The following is a 24,797-nucleotide window of genomic DNA, read 5'->3' on the forward strand; positions in this document are numbered from 1 at the left end:
CATGACCTAGCCTCGCCCACGGTATTTTGATAGGTGCATCCCTACCTCGATAAGGACCATCTTCGCAAACCGCCCATATAATGGTAATATTTGCCGGCAAATGCCGGGGGAAGTGCGCCATGCATCGGTACATCGTTCGAGCGAATATCGACCACTACATCGCGCTGTTGAACGACACCGACCTCGTGCCTGACCGCCGAAGCGCAATCACCAAGCTGCTCATCGCCGAAGAGGACGGGCTGGGACAGGATCTGGAGCAGCTCGAGTTCTTCGAACATCGGGCCGCAGCCGGACGCAAGCGCGTGGAGCACGTCGCGACCCTGCGCAATGGTTTCGCTTTCGGAACGCCAGAACGGCGACAAGCAGAGGAGCTGCTTCTGAACCTCGAGAATCTTCAGACGCTCCTGGAAGATACGTGTCATCGCCTGCGCAGGAAGATCAATTCGCGCGGACTTTGATCGCCTCGCAGGCTCGATGTGAACTCTTGCAAGGCAAGCCGCGGCCGTCGACGCGCGCTGCAGTCACGCGGCAACCGGCTTGCTTTCCTCGCTACGCTTGCCGAGCAGCGGCGCGAACTGCTCGGACGTCACCGTCTCGTTCGTGATCAACAGCTCCACACCGGCGTCGAGGTCAGCGCGCCGCCGCTGAAGGATGTCGCGGGCGCGGCGGTCGCCCTCCTCGATCAGGTTGCGGACGGCGAGATCGATCTCGCGGCCGGTCGCCTCGGCGGCGCCAACGATCTTGTCCTGCGCCGCGCCGAGAAACGCCTGCGGCTTGGGCGCATAGGTGCGCTGCCCCACCGTCTCGTCCATGCCGTATTTGGTCACCATTTCGATCGCGACCTCGGTCGCGCGCTGAAGATCGTCGGCGGCGCCGGTGGAGATTGCACCGTCGAAAATCAGGCGCTCCGATGCGCGTCCGCCCATCAGCACCGCGATGCGGTTCTTGAGCTCTTCGATCGTCAGCAGGAACCTGTCCTCGGTTGGACGCTGGATGGTGTAACCCAATGCACCGATCCCGCGGGGAATGATCGAGACCTTCTGCACGGGGTCGACGCCGGGCAGACTAGCCGCGACGAGGGCATGGCCCATCTCGTGATAGGCGACCCTGCGCCGTTCGTCCTTGCTGAGCACCCTGCTCTTCTTCTCGATGCCGGCCACGATCCGCTCGATGGCAGTGACGAAATCGTCGAACGTGACCTCCTCTCCGCTCCGTCTGGTCGCCGCAATCGCGGCTTCGTTGATGAGGTTTGCGAGGTCGGCGCCGGTGAATCCGGTCGTGAGTCCCGCCACCTTGTCGAGGTCGACGTCCTTGCCCATCTGAATCTTGCGGACGTGAACCTTGAGAATGGCAACGCGACCGTTCTTGTCCGGCCGGTCAACCAGAACCTGCCGGTCGAACCTGCCCGCCCTCAGCAGTGCGGGATCCAGGATCTCCGGGCGGTTGGTGGCCGCCAGCAGGATGACGCCGGCGCTGGGGTCGAAGCCGTCAAGCTCGGACAGCAGCTGATTGAGCGTCTGCTCCTTCTCGTCGTAACCTCCGAATGACAGCGGCCCCCGACTGCGGCCGAGCGCGTCGAGCTCGTCGACGAAGATGATGCACGGTGCCGCCTTGCGGGCCTGCTCGAACAGATCGCGCACGCGCGCTGCGCCGACGCCGACGAACATCTCGACGAACTCCGAGCCCGAGATCGAGAAGAACGGAACGCCCGCCTCTCCGGCCACGGCGCGGGCCAGCAGGGTCTTTCCCGTGCCCGGCGGTCCGACCAGCAATATTCCCTTGGGCACATGCGCTCCCAATCGACCGTAGCTCGTGGGGTCCTTGAGGAACGAAACAACCTCCTGGAGCTCGAACTTCGCCTCATCCACTCCGGCGACGTCCGCGAAGGTGACCTTGACGTCCTTCTCGACATAAACCTTTGCGCGGGACTTGCCGATCGCCATCAGCCCGCCCAGGCCCTGGCCGCCGCCCATGCGGCGGCCGATCCAGAACCAGATCAGAAAGAAGGCGATGACGGGAAAGATCCAGGACAGCAAGGTCTGCAGCGCGCCGGCGCCGGGAATGCCGGTCACGCTCACGCCTTTGATTGCGAGCTTGTCGGCCAAAGCCATGTCGACCCGCGCGGTCACGAATGCGGACTTTCCGCTCGGAAGCGGCTCCTTCAGCTTCCCCTGAATTGTATCCGAGCCGACCGTGACTTCGGCGATCCTGTCCTGGGCGAGCAGCTGCTCGAACTGGCTGTAGGGAATGGTTTCAACCGAGCTGTACGTCGACAGGCCGAACTGCAGCATGGCGAGCAGCATGCCGCCTGCCAGAATAGCGGCCATGAACATGGCTTGCTTTCGTGAACCTTGATCGGACTCCACTCTGCTCTCCCATGGCACTCGGCTGCGGTACGAATGGTAATGGGCAACGGCGCCTTCTGCTTGATTCAGGTCAACACCACGACCATCACGCTATCGTGCAAGCATCCGCAATTGCGCGAGGAGCTGAGGCGCATCTCGACGGTTGCGCCGGCCCTCAATGCTGCGCAATCCGGCCGTCGACCACCTGGATGATGCGGTCGCACCGGCGCGCCAGGTCGAGATTGTGGGTGACGAGCAGGAAGCTCGTGCCGCTCTCCCGATTCACCCGCCGCATCAGCTCGAAGACGGCATCGGCCGACTTCGTATCGAGGTTGCCGGTCGGCTCGTCCGCGAGCACGAGATCCGGATTCATGGCTAGGGCCCTCGCCACGGCCACCCGCTGCTGCTGGCCACCGGACATGTTGTTGGCGAGATTGTCTCCGAATTTCTCCAGCCCGACCTCGGCAAGGAGATGATCGGCCCGGGCTGCGATCTCCGCGCTGGGAAATCCGCGATCGGCAAGCATCGGCATCATGATGTTCTCTCGGGCGGTGAAGGCCGAGATCAGCAAATGATGCTGAAACACGAAGCCGATGGTATGTCCCCGCAGGTGCGTGAGTTCGTCGTCACCCAGCAACGCCGTATCCCGCCCTTTGATGAGGAGCCGGCCGGACGTCGGCCGATCGAGCAGGCCGACGATGTTCAGCAGCGTGCTCTTGCCAGAGCCGGACGGGCCGATCAGAGCCAGGAACTCGCCATGATCGAGCTCGAGGTCGATGCCGTGCAACACCTCGGTCTCGGTTGGCAGGCCCACATTATAGGCCTTCCGGACGCCCTCGAGCTTCAGGATCGCGTCAGCCACGGATCGCCACCACCGGATCGAGCTTCGCGGCGCGCAGCGCCGGCGCCGTCGCAGCCAACAGCCCGGTGACCGTGGCGAGCACCGCCGTATAGATGAAGAGACGTCGCTCCAGGATGAGCGGAAAGAACTCGCTTCCATCAGCCTGGCGGGCAACGGCGTGCCAATAGATCAGCGCAAGAGCGCCCATCGCCGCGCCGAACAGGGAGCCGACAAAGCCGAGCAGCCCGCCCTGGAGCAGGAACACCCGCAGGATCTGGCCGCGCGAGGTTCCCATCGCCCTGAGGATGCCGATCTCCTTGGAGCGCTGGATCACCGACACGATGAGCACGGCTGCGATGCCGAAGGCTACGGACAGGCCGACAAACACACGGATCAAGGTGTTGGTGTAGATCTGCGCCTGGACGGCGGTGAAGAACTGCGCGTTGGTGGCAATCCAGCTGTCGGCCTCTACTGCCGTCGCGGCCTGGATCCGCCTAGCGATGGTTTCGGCCGCATAGATGTCCTTGATCGTCAGGTCGATGGTGGTGACGCCCCCGATCATGCCGAGCAGAGATTGTCCGGTCCGCAATGCGATGAAGGCGACCCGCTGATTTGCGCTCTTGTTGCCGAAATCGACCAGCCCGGAGATCGTCAGCACCCGGTTGGCAGAGCTTGCCGCCTGAAGATTCAGCTTGTCGCCCACGGTGGCGCCGAGGTTCTTGGCGAGCTCGGTGCCGATGATGATGTCCTCGCTGGTCAGCCGCGCGCTGCCGGCGACTATGTAGTCCGGCACCTTGACGATGTTGAAATACGTGTCCGGCTCGATTCCGGTCAACGTGACCGCCCGGCTGGCGTCGCCGCGGATGGCCAGCGCGGATCCCGTGATGGTGGGTGAGACCGCGGTGATTTCCGGCATGGCGAGCATCTGGGCTCGGATTTTCGGCCACTGGTCGATCGAGATCACCCGCTGGCTCGGCCGCTGCACTACCGCATCCTCGATCACGCCGGCGGCGTTGCGCAGGGGACGCGCGACCTGATCCGGCGTGAGGAGCTGGATCTGCGGCTGTGACGTCAGCACGCGCCTGATGAAATTTGCCTCCATGCCCGCGAGCATCGCCGACATGAAGACGATGACACCGACGCCGATCGAAATACCGCCAATGATGAAGATGGTCTGCAGTCTCCCTTCGCGCAGGAAGCGCACCGCGGCGATCCATTCGAATGGCAGCCAGCGATTCATGGCAGGACGGCCCGCACCCGCTGTCCGGGCACCATGCCGGAGCTTTGCGGAATGGCAACGTCACCGGCTTCAAGTCCCGCAGCGATCTCGATGTTGCTGTTGCCGCGCAAGCCAAGCTTCACCGGGCGCTTGACCGCCCGGCCACCCTCGATGGTCAGAACCCAGGGCTGTCCGGAGAGGATGTCATGAACCGAGCGGACGGGAAGCACCTTCGCATCGTCCTTCGCGGCAACCTCGATATCGACCGAGACGGTCATGTCCTGACGCAGTTCTTCCGGCGGATCCGCCACCGTCAGCTTCACCTGGACCGTCGCGCGGGAAATGTCGATGCCCGGATTGATGTAGGAGAGCTTGGCGGCGAACCGCCGGTCCGGATAAGCATCCGCGGATGCCAGCGCGCTCTGCCCGAGTGCGAGCTTTCCGAGATTGCGCTCGTCGATCTGCAGCACCAGTTGCAGGTCACCCGAAGGCGCAAGAACCAAGAGCGCCTTGCCCGGCTGCGCCACGGTGCCTCGCTCGACGCTGCGGGTGATGAGAACGCCGTCCCGAGGAGCCGCGATGGTCGCATAGCCCAGGCGGGATTCCGCCGTGTCCAGGTTGGCACGCGCCTGGTTGAGCTGGGTCTGCGCCATGACATAGTCGCTGCCGCCGGGACTGGCGGTATAGACCTGGAATTCCGCCGCGCGCTTCACGGCGCGAGCGACATCGAGAGTCTTCTGCGCATCATCCAGCGCAGCCTTGGTCGCGTAGCCATTGCGTTCGAGCTGCGCCGTGCGGTCATAGGTCTGCTGGGCGTTGAGGAGCGTCGCTTGCGCCTGCGTCAGCGCCTCCTTTGCGGACGGCAGCGTCAGCTCTTCGAGCTGCCTGATCCGGGCTTCGGCCTGGGCTACCGCCCCCTGCGCCTGGATCACGGCCGCTTTCAGTTCGCGTGCTTCCAGCGAGATCAGCGACTGCCCCTTGGTGACCTTCTCGCCCTCCTGCACCAGCACCTCCGCGACAGTGCCGGTAATCTGGCTGCCGATCTCGACCCGGTACGGCGTCTCGACATGCCCGCTCGCCACCACGGTTTCGACCAAACGACCGCGCACGACCTGGTCGACCACGACGGAAGGCCCGAACAGGACGCGGACGCCCTGCCAGGCGCCGAGAGCGAGCAGAACGAGAACCGCGAGCACAAGCCATTTGCGCGCGAGGATTCCTGACCACACGGATGCGACCCAGGGCCTGTCCTTATGCTCCTGCTTCGGAAGAGATAGTGTCTGCTCGACCATGACCGTGCGCGGTTGCGAACTCCGCCAGGTTCGCTGGGGAAGGTTCAATTCTTGCAGAAGCTACCGCACCACCCGAGCTCCGGATTGCGCCAAGTCAACGCACCGGCTGGAAAATTCGCGCTGCCGCAAATTCCGGACTTTGCATCGGTCTATCCAGTTCCGGCAGCAGGTCTCCAAGGAAGCGTGCTCTGCAGATTGACCAAGATCAATTCGGCTCCAGCTCACTCATCCAGACTGGCGCAAATCGCATCTGCGGCCGCAGCTAGACAGAGGGATTGGAAATGGCGCACAAACAGGTCCTGTTTCACTCGGCAGCTCGTGAGAAAGTCTTGCGCGGCGCGTCACTTCTGGCCGACGCCGTGCGCGTCACGCTCGGGCCGAAGTCGAAATCCGTCCTGATCCAGAAGTCGTGGGGCGCACCGATCGTCTGCAACGACGGCGTCACCATCGCCAAGGAATTCGATCTCAAGGACGCCGAAGAAAACCTGGGCGCGCAGGTGCTGCGGCAGGCCGCAGAGAAGACCGGCGACGTCGTCGGCGACGGCACCAGCACGTCGACCATCCTGGCCCAGGCGATCCTTTCGGACGGCGTCCGCAACGTCGTCGCAGGCGCAAGCGCGATCGACCTCAAACGCGGCCTCGATCGTGGCACACAGGCTGCCATCGCCGCCTTGCACGCGATGGCGAAGCCGGTGCAGACCAGGGCGGAGAAGGTTCAGGTCGCCACGATCTCGGCACACAACGACATCGCAATCGGTGAGCTGGTGGCGGATGCGATCGAGAAAGTCGGCGGCGACGGCGTGATCTCGGTGGAGGAATCCAAGACCACCGAGACCCTGCTGGACGTGGTCGAAGGCATGAAATTCGACCGCGGCTTCCTGTCGCCCTATTTCGTCACGGATGCCGACCGCATGGAAGCCGTGTTGCAGGATCCCTACGTGCTGCTTTGCGATCACAAGATCGGTGCCCTGCGCGATCTCGTTCCCCTGCTCGAGCAAGTCGCCAAGAGCGGCCGCTCGCTTCTGATCATCGCCGAGGACATCGAGGGCGAAGCGCTGGCGACTCTCATCGTCAATCAGCTTCGCGGCGTGCTCAAGGCTTGCGCGGTCAAGGCGCCTGGCTTCGGCGACAGGCGCAAGGCCATGCTGGAGGACATCGCCATCCTCACCGGGGCGCAGGTGATCTCGGCGGAGATCGGCCTCAAACTGGAAAGCGCCACCTTGCAGCAACTCGGTCGCGCCGCGCGCGTCGTCGCCGACAAGGAGAATACCACCCTGATCGGGAGCGGCGGCGATCGCGCCCGCATCGAGGCGCGGCTCGCGCAAATCCGTGTCGAGATCGAGAAGACGACGAGCGATTACGACCGCGAGAAGCTCGAAGAGCGCCTCGCCAAGCTGTCGGGCGGCGTTGCCGTGATCCGGGTGGGAGCACCGACCGAAGCCGAGATGAAGGCCAAGAAGGAAGCGCTCGACGATGCGATCAGCTCGACGAAGGCTGCGGTGGCCGAGGGCATCGTGCCGGGCGGCGGTCTCGCCCTGCTCCGCACGGTCGCAGCGGTAGCCAAGGAAGAGGCCGCCTGCGAAGGTGACGAACGAACCGGCGTGCAGATCCTGAAACGGGCACTTGAGGCGCCCGCGCGCCAAATCGCCGAAAATTCCGCGACCGATGGTGGCGTCGTGGTTGCACGGATGCTCGGCAGCGAGGGAAGTTTCGGCTTCGACGCCGCCCGGAAGGTCTATGTCGATCTCGTGGAAGCCGGCATCGTCGACCCGGTGAAGGTGGTACGGACCGCGCTCGAAAACGCCGTGTCCGTCGCAAGCGTGCTTCTTCTGACGGAAGCCACAATGACGGAGATCCCGGAACCGAAACGCGATCGGTTGCCCGAGCCCGACATGGCGATGTAACGGCGGCGAAACTGCCGCGATCGACCGGTACCAGCCGTCGATGCCGAGGCCGGCGATGATCTGGCAGGGGACGAGACGATGCCCTATCGCTCCAACAACGATCTCCCCGCGGGTGTGCGGCACCACTTGCCGCCTCATGCTCTCGATATCTATCGCGAAGCATTCAACCACGCCTTTGCCTCGCATGCCGGGGATCTCCGGCAAGAGGAGATTGCGCACCGCACGGCTTGGGCCGCGGTGAAGCGCTCCTACGTGAAGCTCGGCGATGAATGGGTACCAAGGAGACCAGGCTGGTAGGCCACGTGCTCTCGATCGCTCCGCGACCGAGACATGTCTGGGAGACTGACGCGAATTCACGGATCTCAGCCTTGGGCACGGCTATCCAGTTGTCCGATCACCGCATCCAAGCTCGCACGCACCAGTCCCGAGATTGAGCGAAATCAACCAACGCACGATCGCCACGGCTATTCTCCTCGACGACCGGAATGGTCAACCTCGAAGGAGACAATGATCATGGCAACCGAGACCAAGTTACCTGTCACCAAGACGTCCACCGCGCCGGCAGCAACCGGAGAGGCATGGCAGCCGTTCCAGGCGCTGAGAAATGAAATCGACCAGATTTTCGACGATTTCGGCAACGGCTTCTGGAAGCGGCCGTTCCGCTCGCTCGCCCGACTGGAACGCGATCTGTCCAAGAATTTCAATGCGCCGGCCGTCGACGTCGCGGAGAGCGAGAAGGCCTACGAGATCACGGCTGAGCTTCCGGGCCTCGACGAGAAGAACATCGAAGTCAAGCTCGCCAATGGCGGTCTCACCATCAAGGGCGAGAAGAAGGAAGAGACCGAAGAGAAGAAGAAGGACTATTACGTCTCCGAGCGCCGTTACGGCTCCTTCGAGCGCTATTTCGCGCTTCCGGACGGCGTCAATTCCGACAAGATCGAGGCGACGTTCAAGAACGGCGTGCTCAAGGTCGTCCTTCCCAAGACCGAAGAAGCTCAGAAGCCGGCCAAGACCATCAACGTGAAGGCCGCCTGAAGGCCCGCGACGCGAGGCTGCGACAGTCGCAGCCTCGCCTCACTCCGGAAACCCGCCAGCGAATTCGAGGACACAACATGCGCGCGCATCACATCATGACCAAGGACCTGGTTGCCGTAACGCCGCATACGACGATCGAAGAGGCGGCCAAGATCATGCTCCGAATGCACATCAGCGGCCTGCCCGTCGTCGACGACGCCGGAAACCTCGTCGGCGTGGTCTCGGAGAGCGACTTCCTCCGCCGCAGCGAGATCGGCACCGGCCGCAGGCACGCCGCCTGGCTGAAGTTCTTCATGGGACCGGGACGCTAGGCTGCCGAGTTCGTTCACGAGCGCGGCCGCAAGGTCGCGGACGTCATGACGAAGCAGGTCGTCTCGGTGCAGGAAGACACCGATCTCGCCGAGCTGGTCGACCTGATGGAGAAGAACGACATCAAGCGCGTCCCGGTCCTGCGGGGCAAGGCGCCCGTCGGGATCGTCACCAGGACGAATTTGCTGCAAGCCGTGGCGAGCCTCCTGCACGAAATTCCCGATCCGACCGCCGATGATGAGCACGTTCGCGAGCGCATCACGCGCGCAGTCAAGGCCACGGACTGGCGTCCGATCGGCTTTGAGGTGAATGTCCGCAACGGCGTCGTGCATCTGCACGGCCTCGTCACCACCGACGAGGCACGTCAGGCCGCCATCGTCGCCGCCGAGAATACCGCCGGCGTCAAGGAGGTTCACGACCATCTCTGCTTCGTCGATACCTACACCGGGTTGTATGTGGAATCGCCCGAAGACATGAAGGCCGCTGGCTGAACTCCTGCCGATCGTGGCCGCCATGCTCGGATGGTTCGTTCGTATTCTCTTCGCCATAGCAGCGCCGATTACGGCGCTGTTCGCGGCACGCGACGCGCTCAACTTCGGCTTGATCCAGACCATCGTGACCATGTTGCTCGTGACTGCCCTGGTCGGGCTGATTGCCGCCTTTACCGGGCGGGACCGACAGGCACCGCGCTAGCAGCCGACGCGGCACGGCCGCGGGCCTCTGGAGTGCCGCCTGCGGGCTCACCCGCTCTGTCGAGCCGACGCGCGAAGCCGCTGATGACGGTCGGCCGGCACAGCTCAGGCAGGTGGTGAGCCGGTACTCCGGGAGTGCAAGTTTTCGCTCCTCCCGCGGCTACGGATATTACCTTAGGTGAAGCCCCCAAATTTCAGCCGGACGCTTCATGCGTTAGTAAGAATCTTGCCAGCACGCACCGGCAAGAGGCCTGCGATGAACCACTCGATCTACACTGCGGAGAAGGCAACGCATCTGAAAGTGGTCGCTGCCGGATTGCTGGCCGGAATCGCCATCGTCGCGGCCACGCTGTCGGTCCGCTTTGCCGAATCCGAATTGAGCCCGCTGAGCGCAAGACATGTTCATCAGGCTCACCTCGTGCAGACACCGACCGAAATGGCCCAACGTTAGTCGAGATCAATTGTTGGAGGACATTCAGATGACCAACGAAGCAATCAAGGCGCTGATGGTCTTCGCAATGTACGGCATCCTCGAACTCGCACTGTACTTTTCGGCGACGATCAAGCCTTCCAAGCAAGCCGCCCGTGCGACAGCCGGCCGTGCTGCGAATCCCGATTTCACCGGGTCAGAAGACTAGGACGCGGACTCATTAAGGCGCAGCCACAATCTGATGGATGCGCGTTGAGCGAAAGCAGGGTAATTGGCGGCCAGCCTGTCGTAGCGTGTCGTCACACGACGATACTGCCCATTAAAGAACCGCTCGTTGCAAGCGCGGTAGGAGATGGGGCTGAAGCAGATCGGACCGCTGCGATTACTTTTCGGAATGTTGGCGCAAGACCCCAAAATTTCACTGAGGACACGTCGGTCGTTTACCCGGGGAACGCCACGCGGTTTGTTCGGCAGCATCGGCTTGATTGCCGTCCATTCGTAATCCTCGAGTTGCAAATTCGAACGCTAGTGCAGAATCAACGGGTATTACGGTAGGAGCAGTCCATGCCGTAGTGAGTAGCTTTGCCGCATGCACTCAATGACCGACGGATTGCACGACTTCTGACTGATAAGTAGAGTCACGACGATTGAAAGCAAATTCCCTGCGGTCGATCGTGATGGGATTGTTGCTACGATACCAGCCATCGCCAAAGTGGGCGACGGTAGAGAGTTTATCGATCGCGTCGAGAGCGAGGCGCTGCCGCTTAGCTATGGTCGATCGCTCACTTGCATTCCGCGCGCTGCTTCTTGGCCTCTCCGGATTTGTTTCTGGAGGTACCACTGCCGGCGCGGAAGGTGTGCCGCCCCCTGCAAATCCCTTGCTCCTGGTGGACAACGAAAATGTGCGGCTAGAGGGCAAGCTTGCCGTGCTTATGGGCGCGTTTGGCTCATCGGGGACGTGGTACGGGCTAGATTCGCTTACACCTGGATCGACGTACCAGCGGAGAAAGGGTTGGTTTGAAGGTTGGTTCGCTCCTGGCTTCGAGATCGCGCTGCGCCCTTCTCAGGGATGGGAGCTGTTTGGCGGCTTTAGCGTCGGCTTCTCAGGTACACTCGGCGTCGATCCGTTCGATCAGAAGAACCAAGGCGCTGTGCTGGTCGAGAAAGCCTATGGCGGCGTCCGAACGCGCAATCCCGCCGATCAGCTGAACTTCGAGATTTCTGCCGGTCAGCAGCCCTACGGAATCGGCACGGGAATGATCGTCTGGCAAGGCGCGGGAAACGGCTTCGAGCGCGGCGCCGTGAGCCTGCTGCCGCGCCTTTCGTGGGAAAATACAGCGATCGCGCGCGTTACCTTGGGCGGCTGGAAGGCAGAGGCCTTCCATCTCGATCCTAACGAACTGAAGTCGGCCGACACGGAGACACGTCTGGTCGGCGGCGTGCTCGAATATGCCTGGGGCGCTGGCTCCCGCGTCGGCGGCGCCTATGTCAAAGTGCAGAACTCGACGGCCCCTTACCCCATCCCGACATTTCCATTGATCATCCCCAACGGGCGAGACGGCACCGAGACGTGGTACGGCTATGGCCGGATTGAGGGGACGGCCATCGGCCTGCCGGCGGCCTGGATCCGCGGTGAACTTGCCTTACAGCGCAACGACCGGATCGATATGCGCGCCAACGCCTGGTACGGCGAAATCGGCAATCGTTTTGCAAGCCTGCCGATGACACCGGCCTTGTCCTATGGTTATGCCTCGTTCTCCGGCGATAACCCGTCGACGCGGACGTATGAGCGGTTCGACCCGCTGTTCTATGGGAACGGTCTCGAGAATTGGTGGTTTGGCGCATCGAGCGCCTACACGTTTCTGAACTCGAACGTCAACTACCATCGCGTTACGCTGAACCTCGTTGCGACCCAGCAGGACTTCCTGAAATTTCAGTTCATCCACACTCGCGCCAATGAATTGAATTCGCCGCTTCAGTTCGGGCAAGGCGCGCGGCTCAACGTGGTCAACGGAAACCTCCTGCTTACCACCGGCGTGGCGCACCACGATCTCGCCGACGAGATCTATGCCGAGTGGACACATGTTTGCACGCCACAGATCGCCACGACAATGTGGGGCTCGGTGGGCGTTCCCGGTCGCGGCATCACGTCTCTTCCCGGCATCAACTCCGAGACCTGGCTTTCCGCCGGTTTCATTGTCTCGTTGAAGTACTGATCATGACGCAGAGAACGGAAAAACAGAGCGTGGCCGGTGGCCGGCGATGGAGCGCGGCGGTCGGGGCCGCGGTGCTTCTTTTCATCGGGGTTTCTGGTGGCTTAGCGCTCAGTCGCGGCGCTTCCATCGATTCATCCGCGGGCGCCCAACAGTTGTGCAGCGCCTATTTTGGGCTGCCGAAGAACACAACGGTCACCCGCGGCATGATCTTCGTGGCTGGCGGCAGCTATCGAATGGGGTCGGACAAACACTTCCCTGAAGAGAGACCGCAGCGGGTCGTCAGCGTTGACGGCTTCTGGATCGACCGCCACGAAGTGACCAACGCACAATTCGCGGCATTTGTTGCGGCGACCGGCTACATTACGGTCGCCGAGCGCCCGGTCGATCCCGCGCTTTATCCGAGCGCGCCCCCACATCTCCTGTTGCCCGGCGGCATGGTCTTCCATGCGCCAGCCGCGCTAGGCAGCGCCGAGGATTTCCGGCAGTGGTGGCGCTACACGCCTGGCGCGAACTGGCAGCACCCTCAAGGGCCTGGCTCGTCGATCGACGACCGCATGAATCACCCGGTGGTTCAGGTCACCCACGAAGACGCAGCAGCATATGCGCGCTGGGCGGGGCGCGACCTGCCGACGGAGGCGGAGTGGGAATTTGCCGCGCGCGGCGGGCTGGATGGCGCCGAATATGTCTGGGGTGACGAGAAGACCCCTTCAGGTGTCTGGCAGGCGAATGTTTGGCAAGGACGTTTTCCGGTATCCAATCAACTGCTGGACGGATTCGAGGGAACAGCTCCGGTCGGCTGTTTCGAGGTCAATGGTTACGGCCTCTTCGACATGGCTGGAAATGTGTGGGAGCTAACCGCTGACGACTATCGCGACGCGCGGGGCTTCCAGCGTGGCATGAAGGTCGTCAAAGGCGGCTCGCACTTGTGCGCCGACAACTACTGTTTCCGGTACCGCCCGAGCGCGCGTCAGCCAGCCGCCCTCGACTCCGGAAGTTCGCACATAGGCTTCAGAACAGTTCTGCGAAAAGGGGGAGACCACACATGATTCGATTGCTTGCGATCTCCACGGCGTTGGTACTGGCAACGACCTCGCTTGCTGCCGCCCAACAACCGGCGGCTCAAGCTCCTGCGCAGCAAGCTCGTCCCGCGCAACCGCCGATCCTAGCGCGGCCCAACATCATCATGATCATGGCCGACGACGTCGGCATCACGAATGTCGGCGCCTATTCGCATGGCATGATGGTTCCGACACCCAACATCGACCGGATCGCTAAGGAGGGCGTGCTCTTCACGGATCACTATGCCGAGCCAAGTTGCACGCCTGGCCGTGCCGCGTTCATCACGGGCCAGATGCCGATCCGCACCGGCCTGACGACGGTCAGTTCGCCCGGCTCAATGATCGGGATCGACGAGCGCGATCCGACGCTCGCCGAAGTGCTCAAACCGCTGGGCTATCGCACAGGCCAGTTCGGAAAGAACCATCTCGGCGATCGCAACGAGCACCTGCCGACCGTCCGCGGCTTCGACCAGTTCTTTGGCAATCTCTATCACCTCAACACGGAGGACGAGCCCGAGGACCTGGATTGGCCAAAGGACAAGGCATTCAACGACAAGTACCGGCCGCGCGGTGTCCTCGACTGCGTTGCGATGCCGCAAGACAATCCGGCGCCAGCCGACCCGCGCTTCGGCTCATGGGGCCGGCAACGCTGCACCGATACGGGGCCGCTGACCCGCAAACGCATGGAGACGGTCGACGACGAGTTCCTTTCGCGGACCCTGGCATTCATGGATGAAGCAGTAAAAGCGCGCGAGCCATTTTTCGTCTGGCATGCACCCTCGCGCATGCACATCTACACAAATTTGCGGCCTGAAAGTCGGCTGCTTGCGCAGCCCTTCTCGTCAGGTGACGACATCTACGGCTCCGGCATGATCGAGCTCGACCAGCAGGTGGGTGCGATCCTTAAGAAGCTGGACGATCTCGGCCTTCGCGAAAATACCATCGTGATGTTCACCAGCGACAATGGCGCAATGGCGGCCTGGTGGCCGGACGGCGGCACGACGCCATTCCGCTCCGAGAAAGCGACCACTTGGGAAGGCGGCGTGCGCGTGCCGATGCTGATCCGCTGGCCAGCCGCCATCAAACCGGCTTCGGTCTCGAACGGTATTCAGAATCACATGGATCTTTTTACCACGCTTTCACGTGCAGCTGGCGTCGTAGACGTTCGCAAGGACCTCCTCGAAAGTCATAAGGTAAAGATCGACGGCATCGACAATCTTGCCCATTGGCGCGGTGAGGCGCCTTCGAACCGTCAGGTCCACATCATGTACAACGAAAAGGAGATGACCGCTCTGCGCTTCGGGCCCTGGAAAACCCATTTCAAGACGCGCAACGGCTTCTTCGATCCCTTCGTCGAAAGCGCGCTGGTCTTCAACCTGCGCATGGACCCGTTCGAGCAGCGCGACGGGCATCGCTCGAACTTGTTGGCGATGCGAAAGGCGTACCTTGGCAACATGATCCGCGACATTCTAGCTGAGCACTACCAATCAATGGAGCAGTTCCCGCCTCGCCAGGAAGGGGGCACCCTCAGACCACGGTAGGCACACTGAGCATCGGTTGCCGCGGTAGGCGCTCAGCAGATATTGTCTCCATCGCACTATGCCGCTGATTTATGAATACGCGGCCTAGATCCTTCCGCGCGGTCGCCCTGCAGTGCTCCGGCAGGGGCGATCGTCACAATGGTTCGTCATCGACCGTGGACGGTTCTGCCTGCAGCGAGACGAAGTCCCCACCGCCGTAATCGTCCTCCGGGGCCGGGCTGTCCGACTGAAGGCACAGGCGATCATCGACGCCGCGGACGCCTGAAACGTTCTCACATGCGACGATTGCGGCCCGGCGGGGGTTGTCGCCCTTGACGACGCCGCGCAGCGTCACCTTGCCATCCCTCACGCTCACGTTCAGGCCGACGGGCTGCCAAGGCATCCCGGCCATGGCCGCAAGGACCGAGCGCCGAATCTGGCTGTCGTCCTCCGAATAGCCGGGTGCGCCGGTCAGCGGGCCGGCGATTGCGGACAGGAAGTCGGACCGGGTGATGATGCCGACAATGCGCTCATCACGCATGACCGGGACATGATTCAGGTTCCGGCGCTCCATCAGATCGGCAATCTCCTCGAGCGGAGTGTCCTCCTTTGCCGTCGCCGGATCACGCGTCATCACTTGCTCGACTTTGCGCCCATGCTCCTTGACGAACTCGCGCGCAACCCGGTCTGCTCCGAGCAGAACCGTCAGCAGCCGGTTGCGAGTGTGCTCCGTTTCGAGCTCGGCCCGTCTGAGGAAGTCGCTCTCGCAAATGATGCCGACGAGATTGCCTGCCGAATCCGTGACCGGCAATCCACTGATGTGGTGAGTGAGCATGACCTTGATGGCGTCGGCGATCGAGGCCTCGGGCCGAATGGCTATCACCCGGCGGGACATGATCTGATGCGCGCGCATGACTTCAACTCCAGAGAGAAGTTAGAGGTAGTCGCCCGCTCCTGACAGGCTCTTGATCGAGATCAACGCCCGGCTGGGATAGAGTGCCATGCTGCCGTCAAATCTGGGGCATTGGACATGCGCCTGCGAGCAATGTTCATGATGGCGATCTTTGCGGCGGTCGCGGCGCTGGGCGCAGGAGCGCCGGCTGCAAGGTCAGCCGACGTCTCTGCTGCGCTCTCCGATCTCATGACCCGCCTTCAACTGCAACATGCCAAGCTCTGGTTTGCAGGCAAGTTCAGCAACTGGAGCCTGGCGAGCTACGAAATCCAACATATCGAAGGCAATCTCGCAGCCTCCGGCAAGCTCTTGCCCGATCCATCACGCCTCGGTCCCGCCAAGGATCATCTGCAAGCCGTAAGCTTGGCGATCCAGCAAAAGGACGTGCCTGCATTCACCAAAGCCTATTCGGACCTGACGAACGAATGCAACAGCTGCCATCGGGCCAGCGGCTACGCCTCGATCACAATCCAAGTCCCGGTTCGTCCGCCTGTCACCAACCAATTGTTCGTCGATCAGGTCGCCGAAGGCCGGGCGCTGGCCCATGCGTCCTGCGGAACATGCCATGTCGTGGAGGATGCCGCGAAGGAATCGCCGGCGTTCCGCCCGCCGGCCGCGAGCTTGCTGGCGATCGTCAATCGCCCCTCGTTCTCCGCCGAAGGCATGAGGCTGTTCCTCATTTCCGGTCACCGCAGGCTCGGACCTGAACAGGCCATGCCAAACCCCCGCCTCGCAGATTACCAAATCGACGAGATCGTCGCGTACCTGGAAGCCTTGAGAGCCGGCCTGCCGCCGCGCTAGGAGGCGTCATGGCGCTGACGGCCTGCCTGCCGGGCGGTTGATCTCCGTCAAACGCAGATCGGTAAAGAGCAGCATTGTGGACCGATCCCATCCGAACTGCGCCATCGCAAGGCAGGCACATGACAACGACAGACGGAACCGCTCCCTCACCTCAAACGCGGATGCCGGCAGCGGATTCGTTTCTGTGGGGCGTCTCGACCTCGAGCTTCCAGATCGAGGGCGCCTCTCACCTGGATGGACGCGGCGACAGCATTTGGGACAGCTATTGCCGGCAACAGGGTCGCATCAAGAACGGCGACACCGGCGACGTCGCATGCGATCATTATCACCGCTACCCTGAAGACATCGCGCTGATGCGCGATATCGGCGTCGGCGCTTACCGCTTCTCGATCTCATGGCCGCGCGTTCTGCCCCGCGGCCGCGGGGCTGCGAACCAGGCGGGTCTCGATTTCTACGACGGCCTGGTCGATGCTCTTCTGGCGGCCGGCATAGAACCCTGGGCCTGTCTCTATCACTGGGATCTGCCGCAGGCGTTGCAGGATCTCGGCGGCTGGCAGAACCGGGACATCGCGGGATGGTTCGCCGATTATGCTGCGTTGTTGGCCCGACGCCTTGGCGACCGGGTCAAGCGGTTCGCCACCTTCAATGAACCATGCGTATTCACGTTGTTCGGATATGGTCTCGGCTGGAACGCACCCGGCATCGCCGACAGGGGCGCTTTGCACCAAGCCATTCACCACGTCAACCTGAGCCACGGCCGTGCCATCGACGTGCTCCGCCAGTCGGTGGCGAACGCATCGCTCGGCGCCATTCACAACCGCCAGCCCTGTTATCCCGCCACCACGCGGGAGGAGGATGTTGCGGCGACGTGGCGCTTCGCGCCGTACTGGAACGACGCATTTCCGTATCCGCAGCACCTTGCCCATTACCCCCTGGAGCTTGCCGAGGCGATCGAGCCCTATATCAAGCCGGGCGACATGGCTCAGATCGCAAGGCCGGTCGACTGGTTCGGGCTCAACCACTATTCGCCGCACTACATCAGGGCCGATGCCAATTTGATCGGCGCCGGCTTCGGCGCACCGCCCGTCGAGGTGCGGCGAACCGCTATCGGCTGGCCCATCGTACCCGACGCGTTCCGCGACACGCTGCTGGACATCCACCACCGCTTCCGTTTGCCGATCTATGTGCTGGAGAACGGCACGGCCGCGGACGACAAGCTTGACGAGGCCGGCCGCGTTCAGGACCCTGCACGAATTGCCTATCTTGATGCCTATACAAGGGCGATGCAGGAGGCGATCCGGGCCGGAGCCGACGTCAAAGGCTATTTCGTCTGGTCCCTGCTCGACAACTTCGAGTGGACATCGGGTTATTCGCAGCGGTTCGGTCTGGTTCATGTCGATTTTGCCACGCAGAAGCGGACACTGAAGGCGTCGGCGCACTGGTATGCCGATCTCATCCGGACGGCGCGAACATCGCGGATTGCTGCAGACCGTGCGGAGCGTGACACCATGACCGAACGAGCCGGGGCGGCGGCCGCCACCGCGGTCTCCGATTGAGCCGATGACCGAGATCCTCACGATCACGCCCAATCCGGCCGTCGACGTGTCGACGTCGGTGGACAGGATCATCCCCGTCGCCAAGCTGCGCGGCATCGGGCAGCGCCGCGACCCCGGCGGCGGCGGCATCAACGTTGCGCGCGTGGTCAAGCGCCTCGGCGGCAATGCCACCGCGCTCTATCCGGTGGGTGGCCTCACAGGAGACCTGCTGCGACAATTGCTCGACAAGGAGGGCATCGAAAGCCTGACCTTTCCGATCGCGGGCGAAACCCGACAAGACTTCTTCGTTCGCGAGATCAGCACGTCCCAGCCCTATCGCTTCATCCTGCCTGGACCGCCTCTTGCCGAGAATGAATGGCAGACCTGCCTCGCCATGCTGTCGGCGCTTCAACCGTTTCCCAGCTTCGTGGTTGCCAGCGGAAGCCTGCCGGCGGGGGTGCCCGACGATTTCTACGCGCGTGTCGCAAGGATCGTGAAACGGCGCGAGGCCAAGATGATCCTGGATACCTCCGGTCCGGCCCTTGTTGCCGCGGTGGCCGAGGGCATCGAGCTGGTCAAGCCGAACCTGCGAGAGATGCGCGAACTGGTCGGTCACGAGCCATCCGACGCCGCCGAATGGGAAGCTGCTGCGAAGACGTTGGTGCGCAGCGGCAAAGCGGCGATCGTCGCCCTGACAATGGGACATCTCGGCGCCGCCCTGGTGACGAGCCGGCAGGTGCTGCGCGCAAAACCTCTTGCGATCACGCCCGTCGGCGCTGTTGGTGCAGGTGACAGTTTTCTGGGCGCGCTGGTCTATGGGCTGGCATCTGGAGCCGGCCTCGAGCGCTGCTTTCGGCAGGCCGTCGCCGCCGGCGCCGCGGCCCTGCTCAATCCAGGCACCGAACTCTGCCGGCCCGACGACGTCAAGCGTCTCGCCGAACAAGTCATTCTTTCTACGGCAATTTGACCGATCCAGTCGGAAGCATCGGGGACTCTGCCTGCTGCGGCGGCGTTTCCCGGTTGAGGCGGTCGAGCGAAAGCAGAAGACCGCCGACCCGTTCCAGCGACGACCTCCAATCGGCGATACGCGCGTAATTGTCGACAACCCAGTTGAACGAGGCCTGCACCAGCGTGAAAGCCGCGGCGGCTTGCGTGAGCTCCCCCAGCGTCATGGCTCCGGAAAGAAATTTCGGCGCGCAAAGCACCAGGCCGATGATCGGCGCCAAAAGCGTGTTTCCATGTGACACGATCGTCGTCCGCATCAGTTGCCAGCACAGACGGCGCCACTGATCGATGGTGGCCCTGAGCGCACTGCGAACGTCGCGGCAGACTTCCGACCGTCGGTCTCGCGGCGCGGCCCCCTCCCCGATGTCGCGCAGCTCGTGGGCCGCCGTGATCAACTCCGCCTCGGCCTGGTTCTTGATCTGGACCAGCCGGGTCAGGGGCGCCCCGACCAGCGTCATCGCGGTCGTCACGATGCCGGAATAGAGCGCCACACCGATGACGAGGTAGCCCGGAATCCGGACGGAATGACTTCCCACAGGCAGCGCGATGTCGCCACCCACGGTCCAGAGAATCTGAATGAAGATGACGGCGCTGAGCAGCGCGGAGACCAGCCCGAGCGCCAAGTCGATCGGCGCATCCGTTGCGATCCTGACGTCCTCGGCAATCCGGTATTCGGGAATCTGCTGCTCGCTCTGCACGGCCGCGAGGCGGGCATAACGGTCATCCTCGACCCAATAGTCGATCACCTTGCCGGTCAGCCATTCCCGCCACTTTCTTTGCACGGTCATACGGCCCCAGACCGAGGTGACGGCGAGCGCGACGCTGCCGAGGCACAATGGGACGAGCAGGAGCGCCTGGCCTCTCAGCCGTGCGGGATCGCGGCTCTCCAGCGCATCGAAGAAGTCGCGATTCCAGTAGTTGAAACGAAATTGCACATAGAGCTGGAGGACGACGACGCTCACCAGGAGCGCGCACAGCGCCCAGACGCGCCATGCCGGTACTCCACGCCAGAAGCCGGAGGCGCTCTGCCAAAATCGTGACCTCTCCAGTGAAGAGGCGCTCTGGTCGGGTTCCATCGTCATTATTGTTCACAGCTAAAGCGGGCGCGCGTTGCGCACTTGATCTTTCGCAAATCAGTCGCGCGCAGATGCGGGAAAGATATCGACATTCAGATCCATTTTGCAGCGCGGGAGAATGCGCGATGGACGCACCGAGCTACATTCGCTGGTTCAGGGACATCCGTCTTGCCGACGTGCCGCTGGTCGGAGGCAAGACCGCATCCCTGGGCGAATTATATTCGGTACTGACGCCGCAGGGCGTCAAGGTCCCGAACGGCTTTGCGCTGACGGCCGCGGCATTCCGAGACGCCCTGACCGAAGCCGGTGCGTGGGACAAGCTGGGCCCTCTGCTCGCCGGCATCGACAAGCGGCGGATCGCCGATCTTGCCCGACGCGCCGCGGCCGCGCGCGCGATCGTCTATGCCGCTACCGACCGGGATGATCTCCGCCAGCAGGTCGCACAGGCGTACCGGCAGCTGGAGCAGGAATATGGTCGCAACGTTGCGGTGGCGGTCCGTAGCTCGGCCACGGCCGAAGACCTGCCGACCGCGAGCTTTGCCGGACAGCACGACAGCTTCCTCAACATCCGCGGCGCGGACGGGCTGATGGAGGCCTGCCGCCGCTGCTTCGCTTCGCTGTTTACGGATCGCGCGATCTCCTATCGGATCGACAAGGGTTTCGATCACTTCAAGGTCGCGCTGTCTGTCGCGGTCATGAAGATGGTTCGTTCGGACCTTGCGGCAAGCGGCGTCACCTTCACACTCGACACCGAGACCGGGTTTCGCGACGTGGTGTTCGTGACCGGCGTCTACGGACTGGGCGAGAACATCGTGCAGGGCGCTGTCGACCCCGACGAATTCTACGTTCACAAGCCGACCTTCAATGCCGGCTTCCGCTCGGTTCTGTCGCGCCGCCTGGGATCCAAGGCCAAGCGGATGGTCTACGGTCGCGGGCGCAACGCAACCCGGAACGTGGCAACGGCGGCGCGCGAGCGCCAGCAATTCTGCATCAATGACAACGAGGTCCTGACGCTGGCCGAGTGCGCGCTGCTGGTCGAGAAGCACTACTCGCAAAAGGCCGGCAAGCCGACCCCAATGGACGTCGAATGGGCCAAGGACGGCAAGGACGGTTCACTGTACATCATCCAGGCCAGGCCCGAGACGGTCGCCTCCCGCCGAACGCCGGAGGCGCTCGAGAGCTATGTCCTGAAAGCGCGCGGGACAGCACTGGCGGAAGGCCGCGCTGTCGGAGAGAAGATCGCGGCAGGACGCATCCGGCTGATCAGCAACGAGCGGGATCTCCGTAAATTCCGGCCCGGCGAGGTGCTGGTCGCGACGGCGACGAGCCCGGACTGGGAGCCCGTCATGAAGCTTGCCGCCGCGATCGTGACCGATCATGGCGGCCGGACCTGCCATGCCGCGATCATCGCGCGCGAGCTCGGCGTGCCCGCCGTGGTCGGAACCGGCAATTTCAGCAAGAAAGCGAAGACGGGCACGGCGGTGACGGTGTCCTGCGCGGAAGGCGATATCGGCCACGTCTTCGAAGGTACACTGCCCTACGAGGTCGAACGGACCGCGACCGAAAGTGTGCGGAAGCCGCGCACCGAAATCATGGTGAACCTCGGCAATCCCGAGATCGCGTTCAAGAGCGCATCCCTGCCGAGCGATGGCGTTGGCCTTGCCCGCATGGAATTCATCATCAACCAGCATATCGGGATCCATCCGATGGCGCTCGCCTGCCCCGGCAAGGTGACCTCAGCGCGGGACCGACGGAAGATCAAGCTGTTGACCGCGCGCCACAAGAAGCCGTCCGAGTTCTTCGTCGAGCGGCTGTCGGAAGGCGTCGGCACCATCGCCGCGGCGTTCTATCCCCGGCCGGTGATCGTGCGCCTATCCGATTTCAAGACCAATGAATATGCGAACCTGCTCGGCGGGGCCGATTTCGAGCCTCGCGAGGAGAACCCGATGCTCGGCTTCAGGGGCGCCGCCCGCTACGCCCACCCCGCCTATGCGCAAGGCTTCGCGCTGGAATGCGCCGCCATGAAGCGGGTGCGCGAGGCGATGGGCCTGACCAATCTCAAGATCATGATTCCGTTCTGCCGGCGTGTCGAAGAAGCGCGCAAGGTCATTGCGGCCATGGCGGATCACGGCCTGAAACGAGGCGACGGCGGCCTTGAAATCTACATGATGTGCGAGATCCCGAACAACGTCATCCTGATCGACCAGTTCGCGCAATTGTTCGACGGATTCTCCATCGGCTCCAACGATCTCACCCAGCTGACGCTCGGCGTCGACAGGGATTCCGAGATCGTCGCCTTCGATTTCGACGAGCGCGATCCCGGCATGCTGCAAATGCTGTCGATGGCCGTGCTTGGCGCCAAGCGCAACCGCCGCCACGTCGGCATCTGTGGCGAGGCCCCCGCGAACTACCCGGAGATCGCCAAGTATCTGGCTGAGCTCGGGATCGACTCGATCAGCGTGAATCCGTCGAGCGTGTTGCGGACCATCGAGACCGTCGGCGCCGCGGAGAGCGACAGCGGCGGACGGCGGCGGGCTGCGGGCTGAAGCATGATCCGGAAGACTGCGCAGCAGTCTTCCGTCCCAACAAACCCTCGCAGCAAGCCCGGAACGCGTTTGCTGCCGAGATCATGCCGAACAGTCACCCGAAGCGGGACGTCAGTGCGACATCAACAGGCAGACCGGAGCGTCCTGCAGGAGGCTTTGCGTCATGCCGCCGAAAACCCACTCTCCCAACCGGCTGTGTCCATATCCCCCGGTCACGATGAGGTCGGCGCCGACGTCGGCAGCGAGCCGAACGAGGTAGCCCGCGTCCGGCTCCGCCGTATGTACGCGCACCTCGTGCCGGCAGCTCACGCCGTGACGCCCGAGATATCCGGCCACGTCCCGCAACCGGTCTCGCGCCGCATCTTGTTCGCTGGAGGTGCAGACTTCGGTGATCGTGACCTCTGAAGCCCGGGTCAGCAACGGCAGTGCGTCCCGCACGGCCAAGCGCGCCTCCCGGGAATCCTTCCAGCCGACCACGATCCGGTCGCCTGACAATCGGGTGACGCCGTCCGGCACCGAAAGGATGGGACGGCCCAGCCGCAACATGGCTCCGGGCGCATCGAGATAATGAGAGGATTTGGTCTTCGGCCGGCTGCGCCGTACCACGACGAGGTCCGCCGCCCTGGACTGCTCGACCAGGAACTCGGTCGGAAACCCGATCGTCCAGCGCCATTCCACCTTGTCGCTCGGCAGCCGAACGATACGCCTGAACCACGCCTCCTTGGCCGACAGCGTTGCGCGCATGCGCTCGAGATCGTCGGCCGTCGTCTGTTCGATGATCACGCCTTCGGCGACGAACGGGGGATCCGTGGCGATGGCCGAGACGCCAAGCAAGGCGGCCCCGAAGCCGTTTGCGACGGCCTCGGCGACGGCGATCTGGCCTTCATCCTGCTGCTCGGGATCGACGTAGACCATGACGCTGGCTAGAGACATGTCGTTGCTCCATTGTTCGAATGGTACCCTTATCGAGCGTTTCGACGTCGTCCCGTTGACGCAGGTCAAGCGATCACGCCTGGGCTTGATCCCGATCAATCCGGTTGGCCCGATGGACGGCAAGATGCCGGAAACCAGCACGGAGGTCTGCCATGCAAGCACAGGACGTGATGATCGCGCCGGTGGTGACTGTGGGCGCAAATGCAACGGTTCGCCAAGTCGCCAGGATCCTGCTCGAGCGCCGCATCAGCGCGGTGCCGGTCGTCGATTCCGACAACAACATCCTCGGAATCGTCTCCGAAGGCGATCTGCTGCACCGAACCGAATCCGGCACCGAGCGCTCCTATGGCTGGTGGCTTCAGATTTTGACCGGCGACGCCGAGATGGCGGCTGACTACGTCAAATCGCATTCGGCCAAGGTCACGGACATCATGACACGCGATGTCGTGACTGCGGCTCCCGAAACGCCGCTGAGCGACATCGCCATGCTGCTCGAAAGACGTCAGATCAAACGCGTGCCGATCGTCAACAAGCAAGGCCAGCTCGTCGGGATCGTCAGCCGGACCAACCTGCTGCAGGCCGTCGCGAGCGCCAAGCCGAAGCTGGAAATTTCGCTTCCCGACGCCACCATCAGAAAGAGATTCCTGGAGGAGATCAAGAAGCAACCTTGGGCACACACATTCAACCTGAACGCGACCGTCCAGAACGGCATCATCGACATCTGGGGCAGCGCGCCATCGGCCGCGGAACGCAAGGCCATCCGGGTCGCGGCAGAGGCCATCCCAGGCGTCGTGCTGGTGAATGATCACCTGATCGAGACCCCGGCCTTCGTCTACTGACCGAGCCGTATCGCTCGTTCATCGGCTGAGGTCCATCCAGGCGGTTGGACGAGGCGACTGGAACGTCGCCTCGCCCGTGCGTTCGGCGGCTTCGGGCCCCCTGCCAAAAGCCGGCTCATCTTCTGACCGACTTCCTGCTTTGGGATGCCGACCGGCGCGAGGTTGGCAACGATCCGGTCGATCGTCGGCTCGACGGTTCGATCTGCAGCCTCGGCTCTCCACGATTGGCCGTGGACGACAGCCGGGAGG

At 63.1% G+C, this 24,797-nt stretch carries 22 protein-coding genes and 2 pseudogenes; 16 read left to right on the plus strand and 8 right to left on the minus strand.

The annotated features are described in order from the left end of the window. Positions 1 to 167 precede the first annotated feature (167 nt). A complete protein-coding gene (locus ASG57_RS38340) occupies positions 168 to 458 on the plus strand; it encodes a hypothetical protein (protein ID WP_244490926.1) in 291 nt (96 codons plus the stop codon). 63 nt (positions 459 to 521) lie between these two features. On the opposite strand, the gene ftsH is transcribed toward ASG57_RS38340, so the two are convergent. The 4 genes from ftsH to ASG57_RS05060 all read right to left on the minus strand — a co-directional run bounded on the left by ftsH (position 522) and on the right by ASG57_RS05060 (position 5,697). Further along, complete coding sequence (gene ftsH, locus ASG57_RS05045; RefSeq protein ID WP_057195787.1) at positions 522 to 2,366, minus strand: ATP-dependent zinc metalloprotease FtsH; 1,845 nt, start codon at positions 2,364 to 2,366, stop codon at positions 522 to 524. A gap of 154 nt (positions 2,367 to 2,520) precedes the next feature. Further along, the gene (locus ASG57_RS05050; protein WP_024340237.1) at positions 2,521 to 3,207 is read right to left on the minus strand and encodes an ABC transporter ATP-binding protein; all 687 of its coding nucleotides are present in this window, start codon (positions 3,205 to 3,207) and stop codon (positions 2,521 to 2,523) included. Continuing rightward, on the minus strand, positions 3,200 to 4,426 hold the full coding sequence (locus ASG57_RS05055; protein ID WP_024340238.1) for an ABC transporter permease: 1,227 nt from the start codon (positions 4,424 to 4,426) through the stop codon (positions 3,200 to 3,202). Before ASG57_RS05055 ends, ASG57_RS05050 begins: the two co-directional genes overlap by 8 nt. Then, on the minus strand, positions 4,423 to 5,697 hold the full coding sequence (locus tag ASG57_RS05060; RefSeq protein ID WP_057195788.1) for an efflux RND transporter periplasmic adaptor subunit: 1,275 nt from the start codon (positions 5,695 to 5,697) through the stop codon (positions 4,423 to 4,425). The genes ASG57_RS05055 and ASG57_RS05060 overlap by 4 nt, the downstream gene beginning before the upstream one ends. A 281-nt stretch (positions 5,698 to 5,978) precedes the next feature. Here ASG57_RS05060 and groL point away from each other — a divergent pair, with 281 nt between their 5' ends. The 7 genes and pseudogenes from groL (at position 5,979) to ASG57_RS37550 (ending at position 10,275) form a co-directional block, all read left to right on the plus strand. Next, a complete protein-coding gene (groL, locus tag ASG57_RS05065; RefSeq protein WP_057195789.1) occupies positions 5,979 to 7,601 on the plus strand; it encodes a chaperonin GroEL in 1,623 nt (540 codons plus the stop codon). 78 nt (positions 7,602 to 7,679) lie between these two features. Continuing rightward, positions 7,680 to 7,898, plus strand: a complete 219-nt coding sequence (locus ASG57_RS05070; protein ID WP_024340241.1) for a ChaB family protein — start codon at positions 7,680 to 7,682, stop codon at positions 7,896 to 7,898. 216 nt (positions 7,899 to 8,114) lie between these two features. Then, positions 8,115 to 8,636 (plus strand): Hsp20/alpha crystallin family protein, encoded by a 522-nt coding sequence (locus ASG57_RS05075; protein WP_057195944.1) that lies wholly within the window; start codon positions 8,115 to 8,117, stop codon positions 8,634 to 8,636. A gap of 77 nt (positions 8,637 to 8,713) precedes the next feature. After that, positions 8,714 to 9,436, plus strand: a pseudogene (locus tag ASG57_RS05080) (CBS domain-containing protein). Positions 9,437 to 9,449: 13 nt separating this feature from the next. After that, complete coding sequence (locus ASG57_RS05085; RefSeq protein WP_502690748.1) at positions 9,450 to 9,638, plus strand: hypothetical protein; 189 nt, start codon at positions 9,450 to 9,452, stop codon at positions 9,636 to 9,638. Between the two features lie 255 nt (positions 9,639 to 9,893). Beyond that, complete coding sequence (locus tag ASG57_RS05090) at positions 9,894 to 10,088, plus strand: hypothetical protein (protein ID WP_024340245.1); 195 nt, start codon at positions 9,894 to 9,896, stop codon at positions 10,086 to 10,088. 28 nt (positions 10,089 to 10,116) lie between these two features. After that, a complete protein-coding gene (locus ASG57_RS37550) occupies positions 10,117 to 10,275 on the plus strand; it encodes a hypothetical protein (protein ID WP_155248507.1) in 159 nt (52 codons plus the stop codon). Positions 10,276 to 10,478: 203 nt separating this feature from the next. On the opposite strand, the pseudogene ASG57_RS39910 reads toward ASG57_RS37550, so the two are convergent. Next, positions 10,479 to 10,583 (minus strand): annotated as a pseudogene (locus ASG57_RS39910) (transposase); the annotation flags it as partial. A 254-nt stretch (positions 10,584 to 10,837) separates the two neighbouring features. Between ASG57_RS39910 and ASG57_RS05095 the strand changes: the two are divergent. The 3 genes from ASG57_RS05095 to ASG57_RS05105 are packed head-to-tail and all read left to right on the plus strand — an operon-like array spanning position 10,838 to position 14,882. Next, the gene (locus tag ASG57_RS05095) at positions 10,838 to 12,283 is read left to right on the plus strand and encodes an alginate export family protein (RefSeq protein WP_162250036.1); all 1,446 of its coding nucleotides are present in this window, start codon (positions 10,838 to 10,840) and stop codon (positions 12,281 to 12,283) included. A gap of 2 nt (positions 12,284 to 12,285) precedes the next feature. Continuing rightward, positions 12,286 to 13,329 carry a formylglycine-generating enzyme family protein gene (locus tag ASG57_RS05100; RefSeq protein WP_200948531.1) on the plus strand — a complete coding sequence of 348 codons (1,044 nt, stop codon included), beginning with the start codon at positions 12,286 to 12,288 and terminating at the stop codon, positions 13,327 to 13,329. 32 nt (positions 13,330 to 13,361) lie between these two features. Next, on the plus strand, positions 13,362 to 14,882 hold the full coding sequence (locus ASG57_RS05105) for an arylsulfatase (protein WP_502690760.1): 1,521 nt from the start codon (positions 13,362 to 13,364) through the stop codon (positions 14,880 to 14,882). A 133-nt stretch (positions 14,883 to 15,015) separates the two neighbouring features. Here the strand turns inward: ASG57_RS05105 and ASG57_RS05110 are convergent, their stop codons facing one another. Next, positions 15,016 to 15,774, minus strand: coding sequence for a CBS domain-containing protein (locus ASG57_RS05110; protein ID WP_024340249.1), 759 nt, complete (start codon positions 15,772 to 15,774; stop codon positions 15,016 to 15,018). A 117-nt stretch (positions 15,775 to 15,891) separates the two neighbouring features. Between ASG57_RS05110 and ASG57_RS05115 the strand changes: the two genes are divergently transcribed. From ASG57_RS05115 to ASG57_RS05125, 3 genes are all read left to right on the plus strand, one after another. Continuing rightward, positions 15,892 to 16,614 (plus strand): c-type cytochrome, encoded by a 723-nt coding sequence (locus tag ASG57_RS05115; RefSeq protein WP_024340250.1) that lies wholly within the window; start codon positions 15,892 to 15,894, stop codon positions 16,612 to 16,614. Positions 16,615 to 16,733: 119 nt separating this feature from the next. Beyond that, complete coding sequence (locus tag ASG57_RS05120) at positions 16,734 to 18,170, plus strand: GH1 family beta-glucosidase (protein WP_156402576.1); 1,437 nt, start codon at positions 16,734 to 16,736, stop codon at positions 18,168 to 18,170. A 4-nt stretch (positions 18,171 to 18,174) separates the two neighbouring features. Next, a complete protein-coding gene (locus ASG57_RS05125; protein WP_057195791.1) occupies positions 18,175 to 19,116 on the plus strand; it encodes a 1-phosphofructokinase family hexose kinase in 942 nt (313 codons plus the stop codon). Here the strand turns inward: ASG57_RS05125 and ASG57_RS05130 are convergent. Beyond that, a complete protein-coding gene (locus tag ASG57_RS05130) occupies positions 19,103 to 20,236 on the minus strand; it encodes an SbmA/BacA-like family transporter (protein WP_502690749.1) in 1,134 nt (377 codons plus the stop codon). The genes ASG57_RS05125 and ASG57_RS05130 overlap by 14 nt on opposite strands. Before the next feature lie 119 nt (positions 20,237 to 20,355). Here ASG57_RS05130 and ppsA point away from each other — a divergent pair, with 119 nt between their 5' ends. Then, complete coding sequence (ppsA, locus tag ASG57_RS05135; protein WP_024340254.1) at positions 20,356 to 22,776, plus strand: phosphoenolpyruvate synthase; 2,421 nt, start codon at positions 20,356 to 20,358, stop codon at positions 22,774 to 22,776. 111 nt (positions 22,777 to 22,887) lie between these two features. Here ppsA and ASG57_RS05140 read toward each other — a convergent pair whose 3' ends face one another. Then, complete coding sequence (locus tag ASG57_RS05140; RefSeq protein WP_057195792.1) at positions 22,888 to 23,709, minus strand: universal stress protein; 822 nt, start codon at positions 23,707 to 23,709, stop codon at positions 22,888 to 22,890. Positions 23,710 to 23,861: 152 nt separating this feature from the next. On the opposite strand from ASG57_RS05140, the gene ASG57_RS05145 reads away from it, so the two are divergent. Next, a complete protein-coding gene (locus tag ASG57_RS05145; RefSeq protein ID WP_024340256.1) occupies positions 23,862 to 24,548 on the plus strand; it encodes a CBS domain-containing protein in 687 nt (228 codons plus the stop codon). The last annotated feature ends 249 nt before the right edge of the window (positions 24,549 to 24,797 follow it).

The organism is Bradyrhizobium sp. Leaf396 (genome assembly GCF_001424605.1).
GTDB lineage: Bacteria > Pseudomonadota > Alphaproteobacteria > Rhizobiales > Xanthobacteraceae > Bradyrhizobium > Bradyrhizobium japonicum_C.

What these genes read in the sequence shown, in the direction of transcription:
- ASG57_RS05055 (WP_024340238.1), bottom strand. Translation starts at nt 4,426, where the DNA reads ATGAATCGCTGGCTGCCATTCGAATGGATCGCCGCGGTGCGCTTCCTG.
- ASG57_RS05060 (WP_057195788.1), bottom strand. Translation starts at nt 5,697, where the DNA reads ATGGTCGAGCAGACACTATCTCTTCCGAAGCAGGAGCATAAGGACAGG.
- groL (WP_057195789.1), top strand. Translation starts at nt 5,979, where the DNA reads ATGGCGCACAAACAGGTCCTGTTTCACTCGGCAGCTCGTGAGAAAGTC.
- ASG57_RS05070 (WP_024340241.1), top strand. Translation starts at nt 7,680, where the DNA reads ATGCCCTATCGCTCCAACAACGATCTCCCCGCGGGTGTGCGGCACCAC.
- ASG57_RS05075 (WP_057195944.1), top strand. Translation starts at nt 8,115, where the DNA reads ATGGCAACCGAGACCAAGTTACCTGTCACCAAGACGTCCACCGCGCCG.
- ASG57_RS05090 (WP_024340245.1), top strand. Translation starts at nt 9,894, where the DNA reads ATGAACCACTCGATCTACACTGCGGAGAAGGCAACGCATCTGAAAGTG.
- ASG57_RS37550 (WP_155248507.1), top strand. Translation starts at nt 10,117, where the DNA reads ATGACCAACGAAGCAATCAAGGCGCTGATGGTCTTCGCAATGTACGGC.
- ASG57_RS05095 (WP_162250036.1), top strand. Translation starts at nt 10,838, where the DNA reads ATGGTCGATCGCTCACTTGCATTCCGCGCGCTGCTTCTTGGCCTCTCC.
- ASG57_RS05100 (WP_200948531.1), top strand. Translation starts at nt 12,286, where the DNA reads ATGACGCAGAGAACGGAAAAACAGAGCGTGGCCGGTGGCCGGCGATGG.
- ASG57_RS05110 (WP_024340249.1), bottom strand. Translation starts at nt 15,774, where the DNA reads ATGCGCGCGCATCAGATCATGTCCCGCCGGGTGATAGCCATTCGGCCC.
- ASG57_RS05115 (WP_024340250.1), top strand. Translation starts at nt 15,892, where the DNA reads ATGCGCCTGCGAGCAATGTTCATGATGGCGATCTTTGCGGCGGTCGCG.
- ASG57_RS05120 (WP_156402576.1), top strand. Translation starts at nt 16,734, where the DNA reads ATGACAACGACAGACGGAACCGCTCCCTCACCTCAAACGCGGATGCCG.
- ASG57_RS05125 (WP_057195791.1), top strand. Translation starts at nt 18,175, where the DNA reads ATGACCGAGATCCTCACGATCACGCCCAATCCGGCCGTCGACGTGTCG.
- ASG57_RS05130 (WP_502690749.1), bottom strand. Translation starts at nt 20,236, where the DNA reads ATGACGATGGAACCCGACCAGAGCGCCTCTTCACTGGAGAGGTCACGA.
- ppsA (WP_024340254.1), top strand. Translation starts at nt 20,356, where the DNA reads ATGGACGCACCGAGCTACATTCGCTGGTTCAGGGACATCCGTCTTGCC.
- ASG57_RS05140 (WP_057195792.1), bottom strand. Translation starts at nt 23,709, where the DNA reads ATGTCTCTAGCCAGCGTCATGGTCTACGTCGATCCCGAGCAGCAGGAT.
- ASG57_RS05145 (WP_024340256.1), top strand. Translation starts at nt 23,862, where the DNA reads ATGCAAGCACAGGACGTGATGATCGCGCCGGTGGTGACTGTGGGCGCA.